Raw genomic sequence first — 26,363 nt, forward strand, 5'->3', positions numbered from 1 at the left:
CAGGGAAAGGGACGGGGCGGGGGCCGGGAAGGGAAGCGGCGAGGCTGGGGCCCTAGATCACCCAGTGGCCCGACGCGAGCGAGGCCCCCGGGATCGCCTCGATGAGGCGCTGCGTGTAGGGGTGCTGCGCGTCGCCGAAGACCCGCTCCGTCTCGCCCTGCTCGACCTGCCGTCCGCGCTGCAGCACCGAGACCGTGTCGGAGATCTGCCGCACCACGGCGAGGTCGTGGGAGATGAACAGATAGGTGAGCCCGAGCTCCGCCTGCAGCCGCGAGAGCAAGCGCAGGATCTGCGCCTGCACCGTCACGTCGAGCGCCGAGACCGCCTCGTCGAGCACCACGAGCTCGGGATCGACGATGAGCGCCCGCGCGATGGCGACGCGCTGCCGCTGCCCGCCCGAGAGCTCCCGGGGACGCCGGTGCGCGAACTCGGCCGGCAATGACACGAGCTCGAGCGCCCGGGCCACCCGCTCCGCGCGCTCGCTCGGCGCACCGATGCGGAAGTTCTTCAGCGGCTCGGCCAGCGCGTGCCCGATGGGCAGACGAGGATCGAGCGAACCGTACGGGTTCTGATAGACCATCTGAGCGGTGCGTCGGAACTCGCGCAGCGCCCGGCCCCTCAGCTCGGTGACCTCGACCGCTCCCCCGTCGGCATCGGCGACGCGCACGCTGCCCGACGTCGGTCGCGAGAAGCCGGCGATGGCACGCCCGGTCGTGGTCTTGCCCGAGCCGGACTCACCCACCAGCGCGTGCGTGGTGCCGCGGGCCACGGTGAACGAGACGTCGTCGACGGCCACGAAGGCGTCGCCGCGGCGGCCGAACTCCTGGCGCAGATCGCGCACGTCGACGAGCGGAGCGCCGGAGGAGGAGGCTCGGCGTTCCTCGGTCTCGACTCGCCGCGCTCGCTCAGCCGGCGGCGCGAGAGTCTCCCGCACCACGATGCGCCCGAACGACGGCGCGTCCTCCATCAGCTGCCGCGTGTACGCGGACTCGGGCCGGGCCAGCACGCGCGCGCTCGCCCCGGCCTCCTGCACCTCGCCGCCGCGCATCACCACGACGCTGTCGGCGCGATCCGCCGCCACCGCGAGGTCGTGAGTGATGAAGAGCACGCCCGTGCCCGTCTCCTCGCGCAGCCGGTCGATGAGGTCGAGCACGGTGCGCTGCACGGTCACGTCGAGCGCGCTCGTCGGCTCATCCGCGATGATCAGCTCCGGGTCGTTGGAGATCGCGGCCGCGATGAGCACGCGCTGGCGCATGCCGCCCGAGAGCTCGTGCGGGTACTGCTTCGCGCGCCGGATCGGGTCGTCGATGCCGACCTGCTCGAGCAGGGCGTGCACCCGGTCCCGCACCTCGGCACGACTCGGGCGCCCGTGGATGCGCAGAGACTCGCTGATGCTCCGGCCGATCGGTTGCACGGGGTTGAGGGAGTTGCCCGGGTCCTGCGGGATCAGCCCGATGCAGCGCCCCCGCAGGTCTTGCCAGCGGCGCTCGCGCAGGCCCACCAGCTCGGTCGAACCGAGACGGCGCTCGTTGAGCGTGATGCCCCCGCGCACGACGCGACCGTTCGCGGGGAGCAGGCCGATCACCGACTGGGCGACGGTGGTCTTGCCGGATCCCGACTCTCCGACCACCGCGGTCACCCTGCCGGCTTCGACGTCGAAGCTCACGCCGCGCACGGCGTCGACCGTGCCGCGTGCGGTGCGGTACTGCACCGCGAGATCCCGGATGCTGAGCAGTGGGGCCCCGGTCATCGTTCTCCTCCGCCGTCGATGGCCCGGCTCAGGCGGTTCGTCGCGATCACGACGATCGCCACGACGATGCCGGGCAGTGTGGTGAGCCACCACGCGGTGGCCACGTAGTTGCGCCCCTCGGCGATCAGCAGCCCCCACTCGGGCGTGGGCGGCGGCGCACCGTAGCCGAGGAACCCGAGGGTCGAGATCTGCAGGATCGCCGAGCCGAGCTGCAGCGCGGCGAGCGCGATCACGGGAGCGAGCGAGTTCGGCAGCACGTGGCGCCGCAGCACGCTCCAGAAGGTGCCGCCCGAGCCGTAGGCCGCCTCGACGAACTCGCTCGCGCGCACGCTCACCACCTGCGAGCGCGACAGGCGCGCGAACACGGCCACCGAGGTCACCCCGACGGCGATCGCGGCGTTCGCGGTGCCGAAGCCGAGCAGGATCACGATGCTGAGCGACAGCAGCAGGGTGGGGATCGCCAGAAGCACGTCGACCAGACGCATCAGGGCCTCGTCGACTCTGCCGCCGGTGGCCCCGGCGGTGACGCCGATGAGCGAGCCGAACACGAGGCCCACGGCGACGGCGATGAGCGCCGCGGTGATGGACTGCGACGCGCCGTAGACCACTCGCGCGTACACATCGCGGCCCGTCGCGTCGGTGCCGAACCAGTGCTCGGCGCTCGGCGGCTGCAGCGCGGCGGCCACCTGCTCGGTGGGGCTCACCGAGGTGAAGAGCCCGGGCGCGACGGCCCAGGCGAGCGCGATGAGCAGCACGAGCAGCGGCACGAGCGCGCCGGGGCGCAGCGCGGAGCGCCAGAAGCCCGACGAGCGGGCGCCGGGCGCAGGCTCGGTCGCCGGGTCGGTGCCGGCGGATGTGGCGATCGCGGTCATCGGGAACCTCCCGGATTCGTCGCCGAGCGCGCGGCGGCCTCGGTCGTCGCACCCGACTCCGAGGCGCGATCGGTCGGCGCGCCCAGCTCTGCGGCAGCCTCGGTCTCCACGGCGCGCGCCGAGCGCCGCACCGGCCGGCCGTCAGAGCCGCCGCGGCGCAGCCGCGCGTCGAGCACGGGATAGAGCAGATCGACCACCAGGTTGATGGTGACGAACACCACTGTTGCGATCACGACCACCGCGAGCAACACCGGGGTATCGCGGTTCGCCACGGCCTGCGCGGTCAGGCTGCCGATGCCCACGCGCCCGAAGACGGTCTCGGTGACGATCGCTCCGCCCACCAGCTCGCCGAACAGCAGTCCGGCCATCGTGAGCGCGGGGAGCAGCGCATTGGGAGCCACGTTGCGCCACAGCAGCCAGGACGTGTTCGCGCCGCGCGCCCGCACCACGTTCACGAACGGCTGCTCGCGCACCTCGTCGATGCTGCGCAGGAAGACCTGCGCGAGCGGAGCGGCGATCGGGATCGTGAGCGTGAGCACCGGCAGGATCAGGGCCTGCGCCGGGCTCGCCCCGATGACGGGGACCAGCCCCAGCCTGAAGGAGAACACCTGGATGAGCACGATCCCGATCCAGAACACCGGGAGCGAGACGAAGAGCGGCGGGAGATTGCGGAAGATGCGGCGCAGCCACCGCCCCCTGCCGTAGCTCGCCGTGAACGCGATCACGACGGCCAGGAAGACCGCGCTCGCGAGCGCGAGGCCCGCGAGCGCCAGCGTCGAGGGCAGAGCCTCGGCAATGAGCTCCGAGACCTTCGCCCCGCTCTGCACCGAGTAGCCGAAGTCTCCCCGCAGGAACGCGCCGATGGACTCGACATAGCGCACCACGAGCGGCTGGTCGATGCCGTACGACTCCCGGATCTCCGCGATCTGCTCGGGGGTGAGCCCGAGATCGGGGCTGCCGTAGCGAGCCATCACGGCATCGCCCGGCAGCGCCGCGAGCAGCACGTAGGCACCGGTGTATGCGAGCGCGAGCACCAGGAAGGCCTGGCCCACGCGCCGCAGCAGCGCCGTCCCGCTCATTTCTCGATGGTGACTTCGTAGAACGACGGGCGGCCGATCGACTCGGTCGAGAAGCCCGTCACCCGCGACTGCAGGCCGTAGACCTGCGGCTCCTCGAAGAGCGGGAGCACGTAGGCGTTGTCGACGATGTGCTGCTGGGCGGCGGCCGAGGCCTCCTGCCGCTCCTCGGTGGTGGGCACCGAGGCGATCCTCGCGAGCAGCTCGTCGAGTTCGGGATCGCGCAGCTCGCCGCTCTCGACGTCGAGGTTCAGCACCGCGTTGCGGTTGGCCGAGAAGAGCTGGGACTTCAGCACGTCGAAGTCGGCACGGCCGACCATGGAGTGGTAGACCTGCACGGTGTCGATGTCGCGCTGGGCCTCGTCCTGGGCCACCTGGTCGCCCGCGAAGATCTCGACGCCGATGCCGATCTCGGCCAGCTGCTCCTGGATGAGCGTGACGACCTCCTTCGATCGCGGCTGCGGGAGCGCCTCGTTGAAGGTCAGGATCAGCCGCTCGCCGTCCTTCTCGCGGATGCCGTCGGCTCCCGGAGCCCACCCGGCCTCGTCGAGCAGCTCGCGGGCGCGATCCTGATCGAAGACGTAGTGCTCGGACGTGTCGACGTAGCCGCGCGCGTTCTGCGCCAGGATGCCCGTGGCGAGCGGGTAGCTGTCGGTGAAGAGGGTGTCGACGATGTTCTGGCGGTCGATGCCGGCGATGATCGCCTGGCGCACGCGCAGATCCTCGAGCAGGGGATGGCCGAAGCGCAGGTTCAGCCCGTTGTTCACCCCGTTCGTGGCCGCGGCCACGAGCTCGAGGCCGTCGGCGGCGAACTGCCCCTCGTCGGGAGCGGGGATCGTGCGGGCGAGATCCGCCTGCCCCGAGACGACGGTGCCGACGCGTACGCTCGCCTCGGCCGCGACGATGATGTCCACGCCGTCGATCTGCGCCGGGCCCTGGTGGTCGCGCGACGGGGGCGCCCAGTCGTAGTCCTCCCGAGTGGCGAGCGAGAGCTCGCTGCCGATCGTCTCGTCGTCGATCACGAAGGGGCCGCTGCCGATGATCTCGGTCGCGTTGCCCGGCCCGAACTCCTCGCCGCTGCGGTCGAGCGTGTCGTTCGAGAGCAGCCCCGAGTTGATCGTCGACACCGCCTGCGCGAAGCCGGGCGACGGCGCCGTGAAGTGGAAGGTGACGGTGCGATCGTCGATCACCTCTCCGCGGTCGTAGTTGTTGATGGCCTCCGAGACCGACAGCGCCCGATCCGGATCACCCGTGCCGAAGAGGTCGATGTTCTTGACGACGTTCTCGGCGTCGAGCGGCGTGCCGTCGGAGTAGGTCACCCCCTCTCGCAGCGTGAAGGTGTACTCGGTGGCGTCGGCGTTGACCTCGGGCAGGTCCTCGGCGATCCAGGGCTCGAGCTCCAGGGTCTCGGGGTTCTGGTACAGCAGGCGATCGGTGATCTGATTGACCACGCCGCCGTTCGGGTAGAAGCCCGCGGCCGGCGGATAGAGGGTGATCCAGGTCTGCGGTTCGAGGTAGGTGAGCGTGCCGCCCGCCGTGGCATCCGACCCGGAATCTCCCCCGCCGTCTCCGCTCGCGGAGCAGCCGGTCATCGCGATCGCGACGGCGGCGAGTGCTCCGATCCAGGCGATGCGGCGTGTCTTCATGTGGGGACTCCTCTGGGTTTTCGCGCGGTGATGCGCGGTGTACGAGCGGATGCACGGGATCCCGAGCATTGAAAGCTATTCTTATACCTGTCATAAGATACAAGAAAGTCCGGTTGTCACAGAACTTCATGAAATCCACGCCGAATCCCGCCCGTCACATTCCGTCATCCGATTCCACGACCGCCGTTGCGCCGGCGTATAACAGCGGGATGGCCGTTCCCCCGCCCCGAGCCTCGATCGCGCTGATCGGCGCCGGGCCGCGCGGCACCTCGCTGATCGAGCGCATCGGAGCCCATCTCGACGCGGATCCGACGATCGGCGGGCTCGACCTGCACGTGATCGACGACGCGCAATCGGGGGCCGGGCGCATCTGGCGCACGGATCAGACCCGCGAGCTGTGCATGAACACGCTCGCCCACGCCGTGACCCTTTTCACCGAACCCGGCAGCTCGGTGGGCGGACCGGTGCGACCGGGTCCGACCCTCTACGAGTGGTGCCTGCTCGTGCGCCACGGGGACGACCTCCTCCGGCCGAGCATGCGGGCCGCAGACCCCGCACGCACCGCCCGGCTCGCGGAGATCCCGGCAGCGCACGTCGCGGCGCTCGCGGCGTTCGCCGTGCGCGACGGCCTGGCCGAGGACTACCGCGAGGAGCTGGCGGCCATCCGACCCGACTCGCACCCGAGTCGCGCGCTCTACGGCGAGTACCTGAGCTGGTGCTTCCACCGCGCCGTCGCCGAGCTCCCCGACGGCGTGCGCGTGATCCGGCACCGCGCCCGCGCCGTCGGCATCGAACGCGCCGACGACGCCGAGGGCCCGCGCGAGACCGTGCGGCTGTCGAACGGCGGGCGCATCGTCGCGGACTCCGTGATCCTCGCGACGGGCTGGATGCCCCGCGGCGAGACGCCGGCCGAGCGCCGGATGGCGGTGCAGCTGGCGGACCGCCCCGAGCTCGCCTGGGTGCGCCCGGCGAGCCCCGTCGAGCAGGATCTCGAGGTCATCGCCCCCGGTGCGCACGCGATCGTGCGCGGCATGGGCATGGGCTTCTTCGACACGATGGCCCTGCTGACGATCGGGCGCGGCGGTCGGTTCGCCGCGGATCCGCAGGCGCCGGGCGGGCTGCGCTACGAGCCGTCGGGGGGCGAGCCGATCCTGCACGTCACCTCGCGGCGCGGCGTGCCGTTCCGGGCGAAGACCCTCTACGGATCGCTGCCGCCCGCCCCGGCGCAGCGCTTCGCCCTGGAGATCGACTGGCAGTCGGTGCCGCGACCGATCGACTTCGACCGGCAGCTGTGGCCCCGCATCGTCGCCGACGCGTACCTGGACTTCGCGGAGACGCTGCTCCGCAGCCGGCCGGAATCGGTCGCGGCCGGCGCGGAGGAGCTGCGCCGCACGATCGCCGCCGCGCTGGCCGAGACGCTCGCCGAGGCGGCAGCGCCGGGCGACGGGCCCGTCGACCTCTTCGCGGCGCCCACCCGCATCGGCGCCGCGGTCGCGCGGCTCATCCCGGACCCGTCGCTGCACTTCGACCTCGCCGCCGAGCTGCGTCCGGTGCACCGCGACTTCGCGAGCCCGCACGAGTTCGACGCCTGGGTGCGCGAGCGGGTGCTCGACGATCTGCGTGAGGCCGAGCTGGGGCACGACAGCGCGCGCAAGGCCGGGCTGTGGTCGATCAGCGCCGCGCGCGGCCTCGCGGGCGCGCTGGGCACGCTGGGCGGTTTCGACGCCGAGTCGCGCGCGGCGGGCTACGAGCTGCTGATCGCGATCGGCGGCATGGCGGGATCGGGGCCTCCCGCGTTCCGCAACCGCCAGCTCATCGCGCTCGCCGAGCAGGGCCTCGTGCGCTTCATCGGGCCCGAGGCCCGCGTCGCGGTGGACGAGCGCGGCTTCACCGCGAGTTCCCCAGCGGTCGCGAGATCCGAGGTCGTCGCACCCGCGCTCATCGACGCGTGGATGCACTTCCACAGCGTCGCCGAGACCGCCGACCCCCTCGCGCAGAGCCTCGTCGCCGCCGGACGCGCGCGGCCCTTCACCGTGCCGGCGCGGCGCGGGGCGCGAGCGACGACCGGAGCCTTCGATCTCGACGCGCCCACCGGGCGGCTGATCGGCGCGGACGGCTCGCCCGATCCTGCCGTGCACATCGCCGGCATCCCCGTCGACGAGGCCGTCCACGGCACCATCATCAGCCCGATGCCCGGGACCGATCCCCCCATGCTGCGCGAGACCGACCGCGTCGCCCGCAGCGCGATCCGCATCGCGGTCACCGCCCACGACACCAGGAGCAGCGCATGTCCGATCCCCGTCCCGTAGCCCTCATCACCGGCGCCTCCAGCGGCATGGGCCGCGAGATCGCCCGCGAGCTGTCCCGTACGCACCGCATCATCGCGGTGGGACGAGATGCGTCGCGGCTGAGCGCGGTCGCGGCCGAGACCGGAGGCGAGCCCTGGCGGCTCGACGTCACCGACGCCGAGGGTCTTGCCGAGCGCGTCGCCGGCCTCGACCGGCTCGACGTGCTCGTGCACGCCGCCGCGCTCGCGCGCACCCTGCGCGTGGACGAGGCCGACCCGCAGGATTGGCACCGCCACTTCGCGGTCAACGTGACCGCCCCCGCCACCCTCACGCGCCTCGCGCTCCCGCTGCTGCGCGCGGCGCGGGGCACCGTGGTCTTCATCGGCTCGGGAGCGAGCACCCGTCCGGTGCCCGGGAGCGCCGTCTACTCGGCCACCAAGCACGCGCTGCGCGCCGTCGCCGACGTGCTGCGCATCGACGAGGAGGCGCATCTCGTGCGCGTCGTCACCGTGGCTCCGGGGCAGACCGACACGCCCATGCTGCGCGACATGGTGCCCGACGAGCACTACACCCCGGAGCGGTACATCCGCCCCGAGTCCGTCGCGGGCGCGGTGCGCTTCGTGGTCGACGCGCCCGCCGACGTGCAGATCACCGACCTCGCGGTGCGCCCCCGTCGGGAGATCGCCCGCATCTAATCCCCCTCTGCCCGGGCCTCCGCCCGCGACTCGCGCTCGCGACGGCTCAGGCGCGACGGCCACCAGACGGCGGGCCCGATGTCGTACATCAGGGCGGGCACGAGAAGCGCGCGCACGATGAAGGTGTCGATCAGCACGCCGAAGGCGACGATGAACGCGATCTGCACGAGGAAGAGGATCGGGATCACCGAGAGCGCCGCGAAGGTCGCCGCGAGCACCAGCCCGGCCGAGGTGATGACGCCGCCCGTGACCGACAGTCCGCGCACGATTCCCTCCCGGGTGCCGTGCTGCAGCGATTCCTCGCGGATGCGGGTGGCGAGGAAGATGTTGTAGTCGATTCCGAGCGCGACGAGGAAGACGAAGCCGAACAGCGGCACCGCGGGATCCGCGCCGGGGAACGCGAAGAGGTGGTTGAACACGAGCGCCGACACGCCCAGGGCCGTGCCGAAGGAGACGACGGTCGTGAGGATCAGAATCACGGGCGCCACCACCGAGCGCAGGAGGAGCATGAGGATCAGCAGGATGACCACGAGCACGACGGGGATGATCAGCGTGCGGTCGTGGATCGACGCGTCGTTCGTGTCGATCGCCGTCGCGGTGGTGCCCCCGACGAGCGCCGAGAGGTCGGCGTCGGCGAACACGCTCCGCAGCTCGCGCACGGTCTGCTCGGCCTCGGGGGAATCCGCCGCATCGGTGAGCGTGGCCTGCACCAGCACCCGGTCGTCGACGACGGTCGGCTCGGGGGCGGGCGTGCCGGGCGGGCCGAACGCCGTGATCCCGTCCGCCGTGACGGTGGCGGTGCCCGACGGGGAATCGGCGCTGAGCACGCTGACCCCGTCGATGCCGGGGCTCGCGAGCAGCACGTCGGCGACCTGCTGCAGCTCGCTCTGCGCTGCGAGCACCGAGACCGGGCTGCCGGAGCCGCCCGGGAAGTGCTCGCCCAGCGCCTCCTGGCCGTCCCGCGCCTCAGAGGCCCCGAGCACGAGATCCGACTGCGGCACGCCCTGCGCCTGCAGCTGCCCGACTCCCACGGCGCCGGCGAGCAGCACGACGAGCGTGATGGCCCACACCGCGCGCGGGCGACGACTGATGAGGCGCCCGGCCCGATGCCAGAGTCCGGTGCGCGGCACCCCGCCCTCGGCGGCGACGACCTCGGGTTCGTAGGCCGGTCGCTTCGGCCAGAACGCTGCGCGGCCGAACGCGAAGAGGATGGCGGGCAGCAGCGTGAGCGCTGCGAGCATCGCGAACACGATGCCGATGGACGCGACCGGCCCGAGCGTGCTGTTGGACTTGAGGTCGCTGAGCAGCAGGCAGAGCAGACCCGCGATCACCGTCCCGCCGGAGGCGAGGATCGGCTCGACCGAGCCGCGCAGGGCGCGCATGCTCGCGGTCCACTTGTCCTGGTGCACGCGCAGCTCTTCGCGGTACCGGGCGACGTAGAGCAGCGAGTAGTCGGTGGCGGCGCCGATCACCAGGATGAAGAGGATGCCCTGGGTCTGCCCGCTCAGCATGAGTACGCCGGCCTTCGCCAGCCACCACACGGAGAGGAGTGCCGCGGTGAGCGCGAACAGACTCGTCGAGAGCACCGCGATGGGCAGCAGGAAGGAGCGGTAGACGATCACGAGGATGACGAGCACTGCGAGGAGCGCGACGAGCAGCAGGAGCCCGTCGATGCCCGAGAAGGCCTCGACCAGGTCGGCGGTGAAGCCGGCGGGGCCCGTGACGAATGCTTCGACGCCCGGCGGGGCGCCCGCCTCGAGCCGCTCGGATACCTCGGCCACCACGTCGCCGATCTCGGAGTCGGCGTCGATCGGCACGAAGACCTCCAGCGCCAAGCCGTCCTCGGAGGGGATCAGTGGCGATATCCCGTCGGCCACGCCCTCGATCCCCGGGAGGCCGTCGACGACCTCCTGCACCTGCGCGATATCGGCGTCGGTGAGCGGGCTGGACGAGGTGACCACCACGACCGCGGGAAGCGCCTCCGAGTCGTTGAAGTCGCCGAGGGCCTGCTGCACCTGGGTGGCGTCGGCCGACTCCGGGAGGTAGCTCGTCTGATCGTTCGACGAGACCTCGCTGACCTTGCCGAAGTACGGGCCGCCGATGCCCGCGGCGACGAGCCAGACCAGGATGAGCACCGCCGGCAGGAGGATGCGCACCGCTCGTGAGGGGCGGAGGCCGGGGCGCGACCGCTCCATCGTGCGGTCGTCGTGGCGAGGACGTGCGTTCATGATGAGATGCTCCAGAACAGGATCATGGTGAGGGTGACGAGGAAGCCGGAGAAGTAGTTCAGCAGGATGAACCGGCGCCAGGCACGGTTCGTCCGAGCGGAGTCGGCGTCGGAGACGTTTGCGTAGGGCAGGCAGTTGAGCAGGTACGGCAGCGCGACGAGGGCCGCGAGTGGTCCGGGCCACGGCACGGCGAGCATGATCGCGCCCGCGGCGATCCACAGCAGCAGCGCCAGCCGCACCGTCCGCCGCGCGCCGATCACCGTGGCGATCGAGCCGATCCCGGCCTCTCGGTCGGGCAGGATGTCTTGCACCGCCCCGAACGCGTGCGCCGCGAGCCCCCACACGAAGAACGCGAGCAGCACCAGCACGAGTCCGCTGTCGAAGCGTGCACCCGCGAGCGCAAGGCCGACGAGCGCCGGACTCACGAAGTGGGTGCTCGAGGTGATGGAGTCGAGCAGCGGCCGCTCCTTGAACCGCAGCCCCGGTGCCGAGTAGGCGACGAGCGCGAAGGTGCTCAGCGCGATCGCAGCGGCCGAGAGGGCATCGCCCGAGACGAGCAGGATCAGCAGGAACGGAGCGTTCGTGGCCGCGGCGAGCCAGACCATCGGGCGGTGATACTCGGGCGGCAGCAGGGCGCCCTCGATGCCGCCCTTGCGCGGGTTGCGCACGTCCGAGGGGTAGTCGAAGACGTCGTTGATGCCGTACATCGCGAGGTTGTAGGGCACCAGATAGTAGATCGTTCCGACCACCAGCAGCCAGTCGATCTCGCGCGTGGTCAGCAGCATCGCCGCGGCGAACGGGAACGCGGTATTGACCCAGCTGACGGGGCGCGACGCGACCCAGGCGTGTCGGAGCAGGCGCCCCATCGATGCACCGCCCGGGCGCGTCAGCAGCGCCCACAGCGCGGGGAGCGCGAGCACGGCCGCGATCGGATACGCGAAGTCCTCGATCGGGGCGAGGCCGATCCGCGGCCCGGCCACCAGATCGGGCGCATAGGAGAAGAGACCGGCGGCGATCATCAGGCTGTCGAAGACCGCGGTGAGCAGGATCAGCGCCGCGCCTGCCAGCGCCACGGCCGGCCACGACAGGGCGGCGCCGGCGCGCCGGGCGAGGAGCAGCCCGGCGCCGGCCGCGAGTGCGAGAAAGGCGCCCGCCACGAGGGGATAGCTCATGATCCGCTCCCCGCCTTCGGCCTGCGGCGCGCGCGCCGCGAGAGGAGACGGGCGGCGCCGGTGTAGAGCACCATCGTGCAGAGCACGAGGAAGACGAGGAAGACCGGTTCTTCGAGCGGCATCTCCGGACCGAGCATCACCCCGGTGGCGATCGCAGACGCACCGTGGAGGAAGATGCCCGCGGCGATCCCGGCCGCGTCCCACAACAGCAGGAACGCGGTGCCCGCGAGCGTCACCAGCGCCGCCGCGGCAGCGTCGCGCCAGAAGAACAGGCGGAAGCGCCAGTCGAGGAGCAGCATGCACCCGATCCCTCCCAGCAGGATCGCGAGGTAGAGCACCGCGCTCACCGCCGGGCCTCCGCCGGCGCCGGGGCGGACGGGACCAGCGGCCCGGCCGAGTGGTCGCCGCGGATGCGCTTGAGCACCAGCTCGGCGCTGATGAGGCACATCGGCACGCCGACCCCCGGCGCGGTGGTGCCCCCGGCGTAGTAGAGGCCCGTCACGCGCTTCGACTGGTTCTGCGCGCGGAACAGGGCGCTCTGCCGCAGCACATGGGCGGGGCCGAGCATCCCTCCCATCCACGACGAGTAGTCGCGCGCGAAGTCGGCCGGGCCGATCGTGTGCCGCACCACGATCCTGCTGCGCAGGTCGGGGATGCCCGCCCAGCGCTCGATCTGCTGCAGCGCCGCATCCGCGACCCGCTCGACCGCGCCGTCACCCTCCCCATCGGCGCCGCCGGCGCCGATGGAGGTGTCGGCCGGCACGGGGACGAGCACGAAGAGGTTCTCGTGCCCCTCCGGCGCGACCGCGGGGTCGGTGGCGCTCGGCCGGCAGACATAGAGCGATGCGGGGTCGGGAATGCGGGCCGCCGGGCCGAAGATCGCGTCGAAGTTGCGCCCCCAGTCCCGGGTGAAGAAGAGCGAGTGGTGCTCGAGCTCGGGCAGTTCCCCCCGCACGCCGAGGAGCAGGAGGACCGCGCCGGGGCCGCTCTCCGCGTCGTCCCACCAGCGCTGCGGATAGCTGCGCGCCTCGGCCGGCAGCAGCGCGGTCTCGGTGTGGTGCAGGTCTGCCGCGGAGACCACGACGTTGGCGTGCTCCACATGCTCGGATCCCGCCCGATCCCGCCACCTCACGCCGCTCGCGACCAGGCCGCCATCGGAGCGACGGGTGAGAATCTCCGAGACGTCGGCACCGGTGGTGATCTGCACGCCCGCCTCGCGCGCGAGGGCCTCGATGCGCTCCACGAGTCCCCAGAAGCCGCCCATCGGGTACTGCACGCCCTCGTCGAGATCGAGCGCGCTCATCAGGTGGTACATGGCGGGCGCCCGGCGGGGGTCGGTTCCCAGGAAGACCGCCGGGTATCCGAGCACCTGCCGCAGCATCGGGTCGCTGAAGCGGCGGGCCACGAAGCGCTCCAGCGAGGTGCCGAGCAGCGATGCGAGGCGCGGCAGTGCGCGCAGCACGGGCCCGGCGAGCAGCGATCGCCACCGGGTGAAGGGGTTGTAGAGGAAGAAGCGCTCGGCCATGCCGGAGGCCTGTCGGGCCGAGCTCAGGTAGGCGCGCAGCCTGGCGCCGCTGCCGGGCTCGACCTCTTCGAAGCACTCGACGACGCACTCCAGCCCGTGCGGGATCGTGAGGCGGCGCGCCTCGCCGCTTCCGACCGGTTCGCCGAAGACCCGGTACCCGGGATCGAGCATGCGCAGGTCGAGCTGCTGCGACGTCGACGTGCCCAGCATCTCGAAGAAGTGGTCGAAGACTCCGGGCATGAGGTACCAGGACGGGCCGGTGTCGAAGCGGAACCCGTCGCGTTCGAGGGTACCGGCTCGTCCTCCGACGCGCTCGTTGCGCTCGAAGAGGTGCACGGAGTGCCCCTCGCGCGCGAGGAGCGCGGCCGTCGCGAGGCCGGCCACCCCTCCGCCGATCACCACGGTGCGGGTCATGTCGCGACCTCCTTCGACGCCGGTCCGTTCGGCTCGAGCACCGACTGCAGCGCGAGCAGCGCCTTTCGGGGCGCGCCCACGCGCACGCGGCGGCGCGGCAGCAGCTCAGCCGGGGTATCCGCGATGCGGTCCGTCAGTTCGGAGAAGAGCCGCAGCGCGCAGCCCACGGCGACCCGTGCGTCGCGCGGGAGCAGCGGGAGCGTCGCCGCGGCGTCGGCGAGCTGCTCGCGCACCGTCGCCACCCAGCGCGCCTGCGCGGCGGCGTCCATCCGCGTGCCCGCGCTGAGATAGTCCCGTCCCAGTCGCTCGCGGTCGTCACCGAGATCCCGCAGAAAGTTGACGTTCTGGAACGCCGCGCCGAGCCGGCGCGCCCCGTGCTCGAGCACGGCGGCCTCGCGCTCGGAGGGCGCCTCGTCCTTCATGAAGACTCGCAGGCACATGAGGCCGACCACCTCGGCAGAACCGTAGACGTAGCGCGCGTGGTGCTCGGGGCCGCTCTCGGCGAAGCCGCCGAGCGGGGCGGGCGCGTCGGCGCCGAGCGGAATGCCGCTGCCGAGCGACGCCCCCGACGGCGCGGCGGCGTTCTCCTCGAGATCCATGCGCATGGAGGCGAAGAAGGGTCCGGTGAGCTCGCCGTCGATCCCCGCGGCGCGCGCCGTGCCGCAGAACGCCTGCACGACGGGGTTGCTGCTGTACCCCCACTGCGTGGCGCGCTCGGTCTCGCGCTCGAGCTGGTCGAGCAGCTCGTGCTGCTGCGCGTTCGACAGCCCTGCGCCCTCGGCGGCACCGTCGACGAGCTCGTCGGCGACGCGCACGAGCGCGTAGATGTTGCGGACGTGCACGCGGTGCCTCGGGCCGAGCAGCCGGGTCGCCAGACCGAACGACGAGGAGTAGGCGGCGATGATCTGCTCGGCGGCGCGCTCCGACGCGCGCGCATATCTCGGGAGCGGAAGGAGGTGCTCGAGGCCGGACATCAGAACCTCCGCTTCTCGAGCGACTCCACCAGCCGCAGCAGACGATCGACGAGCGCCGGCGGCAGCGCACCGTCGGTGGTCGAGACCAGCTCGAGCGCGGCACGCAGATGCTCGTCGACGAGCGAGCGGATGAACTCCTCCGCACCGCAGGCGACGAGCTGGGCGCGGATCGCGGCGCCGTCGCGATCCGTGAAGTCGGCGGCGCCGAAGCGGGGCTCGATCCCCGGCCAGGCGCTCGTCATTCGGGCGTAGGCGATGATCGCCGTCTCCTTGCCCTCCCGGAAATCGGAGAAGGGATCCTTGCCGTGCTGGTCGCTCGACGAGAAGGCCGAGAGCAGGTCGTCCTGCAGCTGGAACGCGACGCCGAAGCGCCGCGCGATGGCCGCGATCGCCGTCTCGGTGCGCGGCACCGCGCCGGCGAGCACGGCAGCCGCGCGAAGCGGCAGCTCGAAGGTGTAGGTCGCTGTCTTGAGCCTCGTCATCTCGAGCACGGCGCTCAGCTCCGCAGGCATGATGCCGTCGCTCAAACCGACGTCGGCGCACTCGCCGACGATCGACTCGGTGATCGTGTGATCGAGCAGATCGAGCAGCCGGAGCCGCAATTCCTCCGGGAGCGGTTCTCGGGCGAAGACCTGGTGCACGAGCGAGAGCATGGCGTCGCCCACCAGGATGCCGCTGCTGCGGGCCCAGTGGAGCGGGCCGCCGGCCCCTCCCCGCGGGGCCTGCCCGTCGCCGTCGACGGCCTCCTGCCGCCGCAGCAGCTCTCCGATGAGATTGGGGGTGCCCCTCCGCAGCAGATCCTCGTCGATCACGTCGTCGTGGAGCAGAAAGGAGAAGTGCAGGATCTCGATGGCCGCCGCGATGCGGAGGGCCGACTCCCGGCGCTCAGAGCCCCGGAGCTGCGGCGCGGCGAGGGCGTCGAAGGCGTCGACCAGCAGCCGCGGCCGCAGGAGCTTGCCGCCCTGCGCGCACCGCGATGCCGCCTCCCAGACCTCGGCGTAGGTCGGCCCGTAGGCCGCCGCGCGCGCCGCGCGCCGGTCGAGCAGCTCGCGGATCTCGCGCTCGATCTCCTCCCGCGGCTCGAGTGCGCTGGGCGTCGCGGCGCGCGCTGCATCCTCGAGCGTCGCGAGACCGGCCCCTGCGGTGCGCTGCTCGCCCGCCATCGCAACCTCCCTTGGGTTTATAATCAACTCACGGTAATATTATCCATAGATAACTTAATATCTGAGAGGATACTATCTACCCGAACGGTTGAGCAACCTTAGGATGGTGGAGTGCACAAGAGCGAGGAGACGCGGGGCGAGGATCAGATCGCCGCGAATCTCTATGCCTTCAGCGCCTCGACCGGGCCCGCGCGGCTCCCGGAGACCGAACACCTCACCGAGCGGGATCTCGCCGAGATCGGCGACCTCATGAACTCGCTCGCCCGGCTGCGCGAGGCCGAACTCGCGCTGTCGGAGGCCTCGAGGAAGTACATGCAACTGAGCACGCAGGACATGCGGGCACTGCACTATCTGATCGTCGCGCAGCGACAGAGCCGCAGTGTCACCCCGAGCATGATCGCGCGACACCTGCGCATCTCCGCGGCGTCGACGACCAAGCTGCTGAGCCGCCTCGAGAAGGGCGGGCACGTCGTGCGGCACATCCACCCCACGGATCGACGGGCCTTCGTCATCGAGATCACGCCCGAGACCGCCGCCTCTGCGCAGGAGACCGTCGGGAAGATCCAGTCGCGGCGCTTCTCATCGGCGGCACGCCTGACGAGCGACGAGCGCGCGGTGGTGCAGCGGTTCCTCGACGACATGACCGAGCAGATCTCGCTGCGCAACGCCCCCTGGGCGCAAGAGCCCGATCCCGCATAGCGCGACCTGCGCCGCAGCTGTCGAGACCCCGACTCGGGGGCGGCGTGCGCCGGCGACCGCGCGCGGGATCCTGCGCCGCGGCGCACGCTCGCCGCGGCAGCGATTCAGCGGGCGCGGCCGTACTGCGCCGCGATCGGGCAATCGAACGGGTCGCGCGCGGCGAGCCCGACACGGTTGAGGTACTCGATCACGATCGCGTACGAACGCCAGAGCGAGGTCTCGGTGTAGGGCACATCGAGCGTGCGACAGTGCTCGCGGACGATCTTGCGCGCCCGGGCGAGATGCGGGCGCGCCATGCTCGGGAAGAGATGGTGCTCGACCTGGTAGTTGAGGCCGCCCATGAGCCAGGTCGCCCACCAGCCGCCCCGGATGTTGCGCGAGGTGCGCACCTGCTTGGTGAAGAAGTCGAGTTTCGCATCGTGCGCGATCACGGGCATGCCCTTGTGGTTCGGGGCGAATGAGGCTCCCATGTAGACGCCGAACACGGCGAGTTGCACCCCGATGAAGGCGAACGCCATGCCGGGCGGCAGCAGCAGGAACACCGGCACGAGCACCACCGCGAAGCGTGCGGCGATGATCCCGATCTCCGTCCAGCGGCCCGTCACCGGCCCGCGGCCGAAGAGATGCTTGAAGCTGTGGACGTGGAGGTTGAGCCCTTCGAGGGTCAGCAGGGGGAAGAACAGCCATCCCTGCCATCGCGTGATCGCGCGTCGCAGCCCGCGGGCCTCGACGGCATCCTCTTCGACGAACGAGATCGTGTCGACCTCGATGTCGGGATCCTTGCCGATGCGGTTCGGATTGGAGTGGTGGCGGGAGTGCTTGGAATCCCACCACGAGTAGCTCATGCCGATGAGCCCCGCGAGCACGCGGGAGAGGCGGTCGTTCGCGGGCCCGAGTGCGAGGATCTGCCGGTGCGCCGCCTCGTGCGCGAGAAACGCGATCTGCGTGAAGATGATGCCGAGGGCGCCGGCGATGAGGAGCTGGAACCAGCTGTCTCCGAGCAGGATGAAGCCGGTGATCGCACCGCCGAGGGCGACGGCGATCGCCACGCCGACCCAGGTGTAGAACCCGGGCGCACGGCGCAGCAGACCCGACTCTCGAACCACCTGCGAGACGCGGGTGTAGGCCTTCGCGATCGGCGGGAAATCGCCGGATCGGGCCCTCGTCGGTCGGAGCGGCCCGAGTCCGTCCAGCGTCTGGGGGAGAGCGGTCGTCATGCGCGGCACCTGTTTCGTCGTGAACCGCGTGCGACGCGATCCGGTGAAGCCAAGGGCAACTGCCGATCGCTGTCTCCACGCTATCCGGTCGACCATGCAGGGACCTGCATGGTCGACGATGCGCAGGAGTCTCCCAGTCCCAGACGTTGCGGCGGGGCGACTCGCGGGTGCGCAGCAGCCGCAACGGCAGCCGCGCACCCGCAACGGCGGGGCGACACCGCAGAAGCCCCGGCTCCCCTGGCGCGCGCCTGGGAAGCCGGGGCTTCTGGTGTTGCTCGATCTGGCGGAGACGGGGGGATTTGAACCCCCGGTCGAGTTAACCCCGACCCTTCATTAGCAGTGAAGTCCGTTCGGCCGCTCCGGCACGTCTCCATACGCGAACAACGTCATCCATTCTAACCGGACGACGGGCCCCGCAGGAAATCGTGGGATCCCGGTGCGCGCCGGATCCGTGCGACTCGCGCCGGGCGTCAGAAGACGGTTCGGCCCGCCGAGCAGGTCGCCGTGCCCGCGTCCTGCCCCGTGATGCCCTCTGGCAGCACGACCGCTCCGCTCTCGTCCACGGCCGGCGCCTCGGCGTCGACGGGGGCGTTCGGATCGGCCGGCGTCTCGGCGGGCACCTCCTCCGCGGGTGCCGCCGGATCGGCTGCGGCCTCCTCGCCCTCCGCGACCGCACCCTCGCCGGTGCCCGCCACCGAGAAGGGCTTGCCCTGCTCGAGCACGTCGAACAGCAGCTGCGCGTTGGCGTAGTCCGGGGTGAGGCGACCCTCCTGATACGGGTGGGTGAACGACGGGTACTGCACGAAATTGATGCGGTCGAGGTCGATGTCCTTGACAGTGCCGGCGACGGCCTGCATGAACTGCACGCTCGCCATGCTGCTGGAGAGCGTCATGTTGTCGACGCCCGCCTTGGCGAGCCCGTAGACCTTCACCGGGTCCGAGAGAGTCTCGGCGCTCTTCAGCTCGCGCACCAGCGACGACATGAAGACCTGCTGATTGCTGATGCGGCTCGTATCGCCGCCGTCGCCCACGCCGTGGCGGGTGCGCAGGAACTGCAGTGCGTCGTTGCCCTGGAGGGTCACCTCGCCGGCGGGAAGGTCGAGGCCGGTGTGCTCGTCGACGATCGGCTGGGCGAGGCAGACCTCGACTCCGCCGATGGCGTTGGAGATGCCGATCACACCGTCGAAGGTCACGAGCCCCGCATAGGGGATGCTCATGCCCGTGAGCGATTCGATCGTGCGCACGGTGCACGGCAGACCGCCGTACATCATGGTGCTGTTGAGCTGCTGCTCGCTCATCGCCGGGTAGTAGTCGGGCTGACCGTCATCGCTGGGACAGCTCGGGATCGGGAGCATGAGGTCTCTGGGGAAACTCACGACCGTGGCATTCTGGTGGTCGGCGGACACGTGCAGCATGAGGGTGACGTCGTTGAGCTCGCCCTCCTCGCCGTCCTGATAGCTCTGGCCCTCGCGGGAGTCGGATCCGACGAGCAGGATGGTGAGCGCGCCGTCGATGGACTGGTCGCCCGCGCCCACCGCGTCGGCGCTGGGGCCCAGCTCGACCGTGCGCACATCGGAGACCAGCCCCCACAGCGCATAGGTGACCGTCGCCACCCCGCTCAGCGCGACCACGATCGCTGTGGTGAGCAGTACGCGCAACGCATTGCCCCAGGCGCTCGAGCGTCGCAGCCTGCCGTGACGCACCGAGGTGGAGCGATCCACCCCTGCGGCGAGTTTCTTGGCCATACAGCTTCCCGTGATTCCCTGCGAGTCGCGACGGCCGCGCTCGACGATATCGCCTCAATCTACCCGAGGCTACTGTGTGCCCCCTTGGAGAGCGTCGCGCTTCTGCGGCGCGCGGAAGAGCAGCGGATCTCAGACCGAGGTGAGCGACGTGCGGTGCCTCGTCACCCAGCGCCCCAGCTCGTCGCGATTCTCGACGTCGAGCTTCGCGAAGACGTTCGAGAGGTGCGTCTCGACGGTGCGCACCGAGATGTACAGGCGCTCCGCGATGAAGCGACTGGAGTGCCCGAGCGCCGCGAGCAGCGCGACCTCCCGCTCGCGCGCCGTGAGACCGGGCGCCGGGGGCAACGGCAGCCACACCCCGAGATCGGCGAGCAGCCGCACTTCTGGCTCGTCGCTGTCTGCCGCGGTCACCCCGGGCGGTGCGGCGATGCGCTCGATGTGCGCGGCGAAGGCGCCGCCCACCGTGGGGTCGATCCGCGCGGCGATGCTGCGGGCCCGCGCACGGAGCTCGTCGGACGGTGACCGGGTCTCGAACGCGATCGTGTGCAGGGCCTGCAGCTCGATCAGCGCGAGCCCCTCCTCGCGCGCCCAGGCCGCGATGCGCTCGGCCTCCGCGAGCGCATCGGCGCAGCGCAGCCACTGCCGGGCGCGCAGCGCGAGTACGGCCCCGTGCCCGCCGAGCGCCCGAGCCATCCCGGGCCGCGGGGCGTCCGCCGCCCGGATCGCCCGCAGCGCGGCCTCTCGCTCACCGAGCACCGCGAGCGCCAACGCGAGTGCGGCCTGCGCGAGCGGCTCCAGACCGTAGCGGTCCCGGCGCGCGAAACGCTCCACCAGGCGCTCCCCGCTCTCGACCACCTCGCTCCACCGCCCCTCCTGCACGCCGAGCAGCACGGCGCCCACCTCGACCAGCCCGGAGTAGCGGGCCTCGGCGTGGGTGTCGGCGTAGGCCTCGGCGACGAGTTCGTCGAGCACCTGCCGCGCCGTCTCACTGCTGCCGCTGCCCCAGTAGCCGAGCAGCCAGCAGAAGCCCTGCAGATCGATGTGGTCGGTGCGGAACCGGGCACCGAGCCGGCTGAGGCGGCGAGCGCTCTCGGCGCACTGCACGGCGCTGTGCAGCGCACCCTGCTGCTCGAGGATCAGCGCCTGCACGGCGCGCGCCGGGGAGCGCACCCACTCCACTCCCAGATCGGCGGACAGCTCGGGATCGGGCGCGGTCTCGGCCGCGTCGCGGATGCGGCCGGAGCAGGCGAGCAGGAGCACTCGCGTGCTGCGCACCATCTCTGCGGCGACGGGATCCTCTGCCAGGTCGGCCTCCCGGTCCAGGCGATCGAGCGCGCGCAGCGCCGGGCCGAGCTCCTCGCCGTCCCACACGAGCTGGCGGAGCAGCGCGGTGCGCAGGGAGATGCCCAGTCGCGTACCGAGTGCCCCCGCGCGATCGGCCGCGTCGAGCAGGCCGTCGATGACGCGCATCGTGCTGCGCAGCGCGACGTCGTCGCCCAGCAGGCTCGCGATGCGGAAGGCGCGCAGCGCCGCGGCGCCGGCCTGCGTCGCGTCGGCATCCGGGTGCACGGCGGTCGCCATCGCCAGGCGCAGAATGACCCGGGGGCCGCCGTTGCGCGCCGTGAGCTCGAACGCCGTCCACAGCCAGGAGAGCGGGATGCTCCTCCCGCCTTCCAGACCGAAGGCGACGAGGCGCATCAGGCGATCGGGCAGGTGCGTGGGATCCGCGCCGCCGCGATCCTCGTCGAGCGCGCGGAAGATGCGATCGTTGAGCTGGATCCGCCGCACCGGAGACATGCGCGTGCGCAGCGAGGCGGCGAGCAGCGGAGGACCGAGCACGAGCGAGAGCGCGCCCTCGTGGGTCTGGGACGCCACGAGGCCCCGTTCGAACAGACTCGACAGGCACGCCGCATCGAGCGCGCGCAGCAGCGACGTCTCGACCACCGGCTCGGCCACCGCGATGGTCTCGAGCACGTCGAGCTCGCCGCGGCTGCACGACTCGGTGAGGAGATCGGCGAAGTCGCCCGGCACGACGTCTTCATCCGAGGAGACCCAGGCGGCCCCGCGGCTGCGGTGCAGCGCGCCCATCCGGTCGCTCGCGAGCGCGAGGACGGAGAGCGCATGGAGATTGCCGCCGGACGCCTGGTGCCAGCGGTGCAGCGTCTCGGCCTCGATCCGCTCCACGCCGAGCAGGGAGACGAGGTACGCCTCGCTCTCCGCGCGGTCGAGCGGCCCGATCGAGACCAGGTGCCCGTTCGGCCCGTTGCAGAGACGCTCCACCTCGCTCGTCAGGTGCTTCGCGGTGGCGACGATGCGCGCGCGGCGCGCATCAGCGAGGGCGGCGAGGCTCCGGGTATCGCCGGGCGCATAGCCGTCGATGTGCGGCACGACGAGGATCAGCTCACGTCCCTCGGCCCGGCGTTCGAGCTGCTCGAGGACCCTCGGCGCCCCCTCGGGCGGGTCCCGGTGCTCCTCGAGCCCACCCGGGTCGCCGGTGGAGGCCGAGACGGAGTCGCCCGACGCGTGCGCGGCGGCGCCCACCACGATCACGTCGGCGTCGCCGAGCCGCTCCCGCACGGCCTCGGCGGCCCGGACCGCCAGTCGTGTCCTGCCACTGCCCGACTCGCCGATGAGCACGGTGATCGATGCCGGACGGTCGACGGCGGCGATGACGCGCTCGAGACGCTGCGCAGCAGGGTCGACCGCCTGCTGCCGATGTTCGTGGTCGTCGTGGGAATCGCCTCTCCCGCGACGGGACCCGACAGGCATCCTGCTTCCCTCCCGCATTCCCTCTGCCCCCACTCCCCCTCAGCCAGATTCTCGCCCCGACCTCGCCAAATAGCAAGCGATTCCCAGACATCAGCCAGAGATGCACGGCGTGTTGCCTGGACAAATGTCCAGTGCTCCGATATCGAATGTCCAGGTCGGGCGCGACCTTCGCGGTCCCACTACGCTGGGACCATGCGCATCGCCACCTGGAACGTCAACTCGATCCGCACTCGATTCGGCCGCGTGGTCGACTGGATGGTGCGCGAGGACATCGATGTGCTGGCCATGCAGGAGATCAAGTGCCGGCCCGAGCAGTTCCCGGTCGACGCGTTCGCGCAGGCGGGCTACGAGCTCGAGATCCACGGGCTCAATCAGTGGAACGGCGTGGCCTTCGCGAGTCGCCACGAGATGACCGACGTCGCGCGCTCCTTCGCGGGAATCCCGGGATTCGGCGCTCCCGTGAAGGGCCAGGAGGCGGTGCAGAGCGTCGGTTCGAACGGGCTGCCGGTCGAGGCCCGCGCCCTCGGCGTGACGGTGGGCGATCTGCGGCTGTGGAGTCTCTACGTGCCGAACGGCCGCGCGCTCGGCGACCCCCACTTCGACTACAAGCTGGCGTGGCTCGAGGCGCTGCGGCGCGAGTCCGAGGCCTGGCTCGGCGAGGACCCGGATCTGCCGCTCGCGCTGATGGGCGACTGGAACATCGCCCCCCTCGAGGGCGATATGGGCGACCCGTCCTTCACCGTGGGCGAGTCGACGCACGTCTCCCCCGAGGAACGGGCGATGTTCGCCTCGTTCTCGCCGACGGTCGAGGACGTCGTGCGGCCCATCGTCCCCGAGGGCTACACCTTCTGGGACTACAAGGCGGGCCGCTTCCCGAAGAACGAGGGCATGCGCATCGACTTCATCATGGGCTCGCGCGCGTTCGCCGACGCCGTCACCGGGGCGGCGATCGCGCGCGACGAGCGCAAGGGGGACGCGCCGAGCGACCACGTGCCGGTGGTGTGCGACATCGACCCGTCGCTGCTGGGCGACACCTTCGAGGACGAGGACGACCGGCCCATGGTGTTCTGACCGCTGCGGATCCTGCGCCCTCCGGCGTCGCACGGAGACGAGGGGAGACCCGCGGATCGGGCCGCTCAGCGCCCCTCGACGCGCAGCAGGAGCCAGAGCGCGAGGGTGCGATCCGGATCGTCGAGATCGATACCGAGGCGCGCCGCAGCCTGCCGGATCCGGTACCGCACGGTCTGCTCGTGCACGTTGAGGCGCGCGGCCACGCGCGGGGCGCTGCCGCGCTCCTCGAGCCAGGCGAGCAGCGTCTCGCGCGTCTCGCGCTCCTCGGCCGACCGGAGGAGCTCGGCTTCGGGCAGCCGCAGCTCCGTCGCCCCGAGCGCATCTGCGCACGCTCGCAGAATGAGCTGCGGCCGCACATCCTCGGGGGTGGCGACGGGAAGCCCCAGTGAACGAGCGCACTCGGCGACTCGCACCGCGCGCTCGGAGTCGCTCGCGAGCGACGCGCTGGGGCGGCGCGGCTCCGTCACGCCGGCGGCGCAGTCGGTGCCCGCGATCCGCAGCAGCTCGGGAAGCAGCCGCTCGAGCGACCGGACCACCGGCGCGGCCGATCCGCTCGGCACCAGGGCGACCGCTTTGCCCGCCATCACCGTGCAGACGCTGCCGGGGAAGTAGACCGAGAGATGACGCGCCACGGCCGTTCTCAGCTCGCTGAGGTCGGCGTCGCGCACCTCGCCCGCCGTCCCCGCGTCGATCGCCAGCACCAGGCACGGCTGGTCCGGACGGATCCCGAGCACCGTCGTGTCGTTCTCCTGGGGGGTGCCGGCGAAGAGGCGGCGCAGCGCGGTCTCCTTCGAGCGCTCGTCGCCGTGGTCGAAGCGCCACGCATCGACGATATAGCCCGCCGCGAGCTCCGCAGCGGTGCGCAGCGCCTCCTGCTTCTCCTGCGCGAGCGGTGCGGCGACGTCGTCGCCATCGGGGTCGATCACCCAGATCGACCCCAGGGGAATGCTGCCCACCCGCAGCGGCACTGCGGCGCGCGGAGCGAACTGGCCCTCCGCGGGGAACCGCGAGATGCCGTCCGCCGCGAACACCTGGCGGTAGCGCACCTCGTTGAGCGGCCCGTCCGGAGTGCGCCGGGTGAGGATGCCGTTCGCGCGCAGGCTGTCGATCGCCTGCCCGGGGAGGGCCGAGTAGGCGAGGATGTTGCGACGATGATCCTCGATCGCCACGGATCCCTTGAACACCTGCGCGACCGAGTTGGCCAGCGAGAACAGGCGGTCCCCCGAGTTCGCGCCGAGCTGCAGGCCCGCGCCGTGCTCGCCGAGGAGCCGGCTCACGAGCGCGTCGAACTCGCGCCATCCGACCGCGGGCGACAGCCCGAGCAGCGGCAGCTCGTGGTGCGCGCAGGCCGCGACGAGGCCGGCACCCTCGGGCCCGAACACCGAGCGCGCGACGATCCCGCTCGCCCGAGCCGCCCGGAGCCGGGCGCAGAGCGCGTCCAGGCGCTCCGGCCCGAGCTCGGCGTGCACGGTGAGCATGACGAGCTGGCCCGTCAGCTGCTGATCGCCGAGATCGCTGTCGTAGTAGGCGATCCCGAGCATCGGCGCCGGCCGCGGCACGGCGTGCACGACGGTGAGCACCCCGTGCCCCATCTGCTCCACCAGTGAGCCGATGGGGAGCCCGTTGGAAATCGGGTGGGACAGATCGATTCGCGAATTCGATAACTCCACCCGCAAAGATTATCGGCTTCGATAAAAGATCGCCACGTGCGCCTCCCTACAGTCGAAAGGGACGACAGCGAAGGAGCACACAGTGGCAGCACCCGGGTTTCACGATCCCCGATTCGAGCGGATCTTCCCCCCGAACGCATCCGTGCGGACAGACGGCGTGCTCGAGATCGGCGGCTGCGCGCTGCCCGAGCTCGCCGCGGAGTACGGCACCCCGCTCTACGTCATCGACGAGCTCGGCCTCCGGGAGCGCATGCGCGCCTACCGCGACGGGCTCGCGGCGCGCCGGCCCAACAGCCAGGTCGCCTTCGCGTCCAAGTCGTTCCCCGTGCTGGCCGCGTACGCCATCGCCGCCGCCGAGGGCCTCGCGATCGACGTGGCCGGGGCGGGCGAACTGCTGCTCGCGCTCGAGTCGGGCGCACCGCCCGAGCTCATCCACCTGCACGGCAACGCGAAGAGCGAGGAGGAGCTCGCGCTCGCGGTCGACGCCGGGATCGGCACGATCGTGCTCGACGGCGAGGCCGACGTCGAGCGCCTCGACGCGCTGCTCACCCGACCCCAGGATGTGCTGATCCGGATCATCCCGGGCGTCGACCCGCGCGTGCCCCGGGCGATCTCCACGGGCGGCGAGCGCTCGAAGTTCGGACTCCCGATCCCGCAGGCGAAGGCGCTCATCGAGCGCCTCGAGGGCCACCCCTTCATCACCGTCGTGGGCCTGCACCTGCACATCGGCTCCCAGGTGCTCGAGGTGGAGCCCTTCGAGCGCGCGGTCGAGGCGGTGCGCGAGCTCGGCGAGTTCCCCGTCTACAACATCGGCGGCGGCCTCGGCGTCGACTACCACGTGCGCCACGCGGCCCCGACCCTCGACGCCTACCTCGATGCGATCACCGCGGCCGCAACCTGCGTGCTGCCCGCGCACAGCCGCCTCATCATCGAGCCCGGGCGCTCCCTCGTCGCGCGCAGCGGGGTCACGGCCTACCGCGTGAACAACGTGAAGCGCACGGGCGCCACGTTCGTGGCCGTCGACGGCGGCCTCGCCGACCAGCTCAACGTGGCGCTCATGGACATGGAGTTCACCCCGCTCGTGGCCGACCGCGCGAGCACCCGCCCCGACACCGTCGCACAACTGGTCGGGCGCCAGTGCGAATCCGGCGACCTGCTCGTCGACCGCGCAGAGCTGGCCGCGCCGGCGACGGGCGATACCATCGTGCTCGCCGCAACGGGGGCGTACGGCTACACGCTCTCGAACAACTACAACGGCGCGCTGAAGCCCGCCGTCGTCTTCTGCCGCGAGGGCGAGAGCCGCCTCGCGGTGCGCCGGCAGACCTACGCCGAGTTCCTGGGGCACCACGTCGGGCCGTCCCAGCAGTCGTGGGCGTCCTGACGCGACCA

General features: G+C 71.5%; 19 protein-coding genes and 1 tRNA gene. 5 read left to right on the forward strand and 15 right to left on the reverse strand.

The window, feature by feature from the left end:
• Positions 1 to 52 precede the first annotated feature (52 nt).
• The 4 genes from EVS81_RS07580 to EVS81_RS07595 are packed head-to-tail and all read right to left on the reverse strand — an operon-like array spanning position 53 to position 5,344.
• Positions 53 to 1,750, reverse strand: coding sequence for a dipeptide ABC transporter ATP-binding protein (locus EVS81_RS07580; protein ID WP_130109840.1), 1,698 nt, complete (start codon positions 1,748 to 1,750; stop codon positions 53 to 55).
• Positions 1,747 to 2,622: an ABC transporter permease gene (locus EVS81_RS07585; protein ID WP_130109841.1), complete on the reverse strand. Its 876-nt coding sequence runs from the start codon at positions 2,620 to 2,622 to the stop codon at positions 1,747 to 1,749. The genes EVS81_RS07580 and EVS81_RS07585 overlap by 4 nt, the downstream gene beginning before the upstream one ends.
• The gene (locus EVS81_RS07590; protein WP_130109842.1) at positions 2,619 to 3,701 is read right to left on the reverse strand and encodes an ABC transporter permease; all 1,083 of its coding nucleotides are present in this window, start codon (positions 3,699 to 3,701) and stop codon (positions 2,619 to 2,621) included. Before EVS81_RS07590 ends, EVS81_RS07585 begins: the two co-directional genes overlap by 4 nt.
• Positions 3,698 to 5,344 (reverse strand): TIGR04028 family ABC transporter substrate-binding protein, encoded by a 1,647-nt coding sequence (locus EVS81_RS07595; protein WP_130109843.1) that lies wholly within the window; start codon positions 5,342 to 5,344, stop codon positions 3,698 to 3,700. Before EVS81_RS07595 ends, EVS81_RS07590 begins: the two co-directional genes overlap by 4 nt.
• Before the next feature lie 209 nt (positions 5,345 to 5,553).
• Here EVS81_RS07595 and EVS81_RS07600 point away from each other — a divergent pair, with 209 nt between their 5' ends.
• Together EVS81_RS07600 and EVS81_RS07605 are read left to right on the forward strand one after the other, a co-directional pair.
• Positions 5,554 to 7,653, forward strand: a complete 2,100-nt coding sequence (locus tag EVS81_RS07600) for an FAD/NAD(P)-binding protein (protein WP_130109844.1) — start codon at positions 5,554 to 5,556, stop codon at positions 7,651 to 7,653.
• Positions 7,632 to 8,327 (forward strand): SDR family oxidoreductase, encoded by a 696-nt coding sequence (locus tag EVS81_RS07605; protein WP_130109845.1) that lies wholly within the window; start codon positions 7,632 to 7,634, stop codon positions 8,325 to 8,327. The genes EVS81_RS07600 and EVS81_RS07605 overlap by 22 nt, the downstream gene beginning before the upstream one ends.
• Here EVS81_RS07605 and EVS81_RS07610 read toward each other — a convergent pair.
• The 6 genes from EVS81_RS07610 to EVS81_RS07635 are packed head-to-tail and all read right to left on the reverse strand — an operon-like array spanning position 8,324 to position 15,803.
• Positions 8,324 to 10,522, reverse strand: a complete 2,199-nt coding sequence (locus EVS81_RS07610; RefSeq protein WP_130111352.1) for an MMPL family transporter — start codon at positions 10,520 to 10,522, stop codon at positions 8,324 to 8,326. The two genes, EVS81_RS07605 and EVS81_RS07610, sit on opposite strands and share 4 nt — an antisense overlap.
• 29 nt (positions 10,523 to 10,551) lie before the next feature.
• A complete protein-coding gene (locus EVS81_RS07615; RefSeq protein ID WP_130109846.1) occupies positions 10,552 to 11,727 on the reverse strand; it encodes a prenyltransferase in 1,176 nt (391 codons plus the stop codon).
• Entirely contained in the window at positions 11,724 to 12,026 is a 303-nt protein-coding gene (locus tag EVS81_RS07620) for a lycopene cyclase domain-containing protein (protein WP_240740063.1), read from the reverse strand. Before EVS81_RS07620 ends, EVS81_RS07615 begins: the two co-directional genes overlap by 4 nt.
• Before the next feature lie 44 nt (positions 12,027 to 12,070).
• Complete coding sequence (gene crtI / locus EVS81_RS07625; protein ID WP_130109848.1) at positions 12,071 to 13,666, reverse strand: phytoene desaturase family protein; 1,596 nt, start codon at positions 13,664 to 13,666, stop codon at positions 12,071 to 12,073.
• Positions 13,663 to 14,640 (reverse strand): phytoene/squalene synthase family protein, encoded by a 978-nt coding sequence (locus EVS81_RS07630; protein WP_130109849.1) that lies wholly within the window; start codon positions 14,638 to 14,640, stop codon positions 13,663 to 13,665. The genes crtI and EVS81_RS07630 overlap by 4 nt, the downstream gene beginning before the upstream one ends.
• Entirely contained in the window at positions 14,640 to 15,803 is a 1,164-nt protein-coding gene (locus EVS81_RS07635; protein WP_130109850.1) for a polyprenyl synthetase family protein, read from the reverse strand. The genes EVS81_RS07630 and EVS81_RS07635 overlap by 1 nt, the downstream gene beginning before the upstream one ends.
• 111 nt (positions 15,804 to 15,914) lie before the next feature.
• Here EVS81_RS07635 and EVS81_RS07640 point away from each other — a divergent pair, with 111 nt between their 5' ends.
• Positions 15,915 to 16,502 (forward strand): MarR family winged helix-turn-helix transcriptional regulator, encoded by a 588-nt coding sequence (locus tag EVS81_RS07640; RefSeq protein WP_240740036.1) that lies wholly within the window; start codon positions 15,915 to 15,917, stop codon positions 16,500 to 16,502.
• Between the two features lie 104 nt (positions 16,503 to 16,606).
• Here the strand turns inward: EVS81_RS07640 and EVS81_RS07645 are convergent, their stop codons facing one another.
• From EVS81_RS07645 to EVS81_RS07660, 4 genes are all read right to left on the reverse strand, one after another.
• The gene (locus EVS81_RS07645) at positions 16,607 to 17,719 is read right to left on the reverse strand and encodes a fatty acid desaturase family protein (protein WP_130109851.1); all 1,113 of its coding nucleotides are present in this window, start codon (positions 17,717 to 17,719) and stop codon (positions 16,607 to 16,609) included.
• Between the two features lie 281 nt (positions 17,720 to 18,000).
• A tRNA-Ser gene (locus EVS81_RS07650) sits at positions 18,001 to 18,091 on the reverse strand.
• A 98-nt stretch (positions 18,092 to 18,189) separates the two neighbouring features.
• Positions 18,190 to 19,464 carry an LCP family protein gene (locus tag EVS81_RS07655; RefSeq protein ID WP_130109852.1) on the reverse strand — a complete coding sequence of 425 codons (1,275 nt, stop codon included), beginning with the start codon at positions 19,462 to 19,464 and terminating at the stop codon, positions 18,190 to 18,192.
• Between the two features lie 129 nt (positions 19,465 to 19,593).
• Positions 19,594 to 22,233, reverse strand: coding sequence for a helix-turn-helix transcriptional regulator (locus EVS81_RS07660; RefSeq protein WP_130109853.1), 2,640 nt, complete (start codon positions 22,231 to 22,233; stop codon positions 19,594 to 19,596).
• A gap of 192 nt (positions 22,234 to 22,425) precedes the next feature.
• On the opposite strand from EVS81_RS07660, the gene EVS81_RS07665 reads away from it, so the two are divergent.
• Complete coding sequence (locus EVS81_RS07665; protein WP_130109854.1) at positions 22,426 to 23,304, forward strand: exodeoxyribonuclease III; 879 nt, start codon at positions 22,426 to 22,428, stop codon at positions 23,302 to 23,304.
• A gap of 65 nt (positions 23,305 to 23,369) precedes the next feature.
• Here the strand turns inward: EVS81_RS07665 and EVS81_RS07670 are convergent, their stop codons facing one another.
• Complete coding sequence (locus EVS81_RS07670; RefSeq protein ID WP_130109855.1) at positions 23,370 to 24,974, reverse strand: PucR family transcriptional regulator; 1,605 nt, start codon at positions 24,972 to 24,974, stop codon at positions 23,370 to 23,372.
• 82 nt (positions 24,975 to 25,056) lie between these two features.
• Between EVS81_RS07670 and lysA the strand changes: the two genes are divergently transcribed.
• Positions 25,057 to 26,355: a diaminopimelate decarboxylase gene (lysA, locus tag EVS81_RS07675; protein ID WP_130109856.1), complete on the forward strand. Its 1,299-nt coding sequence runs from the start codon at positions 25,057 to 25,059 to the stop codon at positions 26,353 to 26,355.
• The last annotated feature ends 8 nt before the right edge of the window (positions 26,356 to 26,363 follow it).

Origin of the sequence: Leucobacter triazinivorans (assembly GCF_004208635.1) — a bacterium.
Taxonomy (GTDB): Bacteria; Actinomycetota; Actinomycetes; order Actinomycetales; family Microbacteriaceae; genus Leucobacter; species Leucobacter triazinivorans.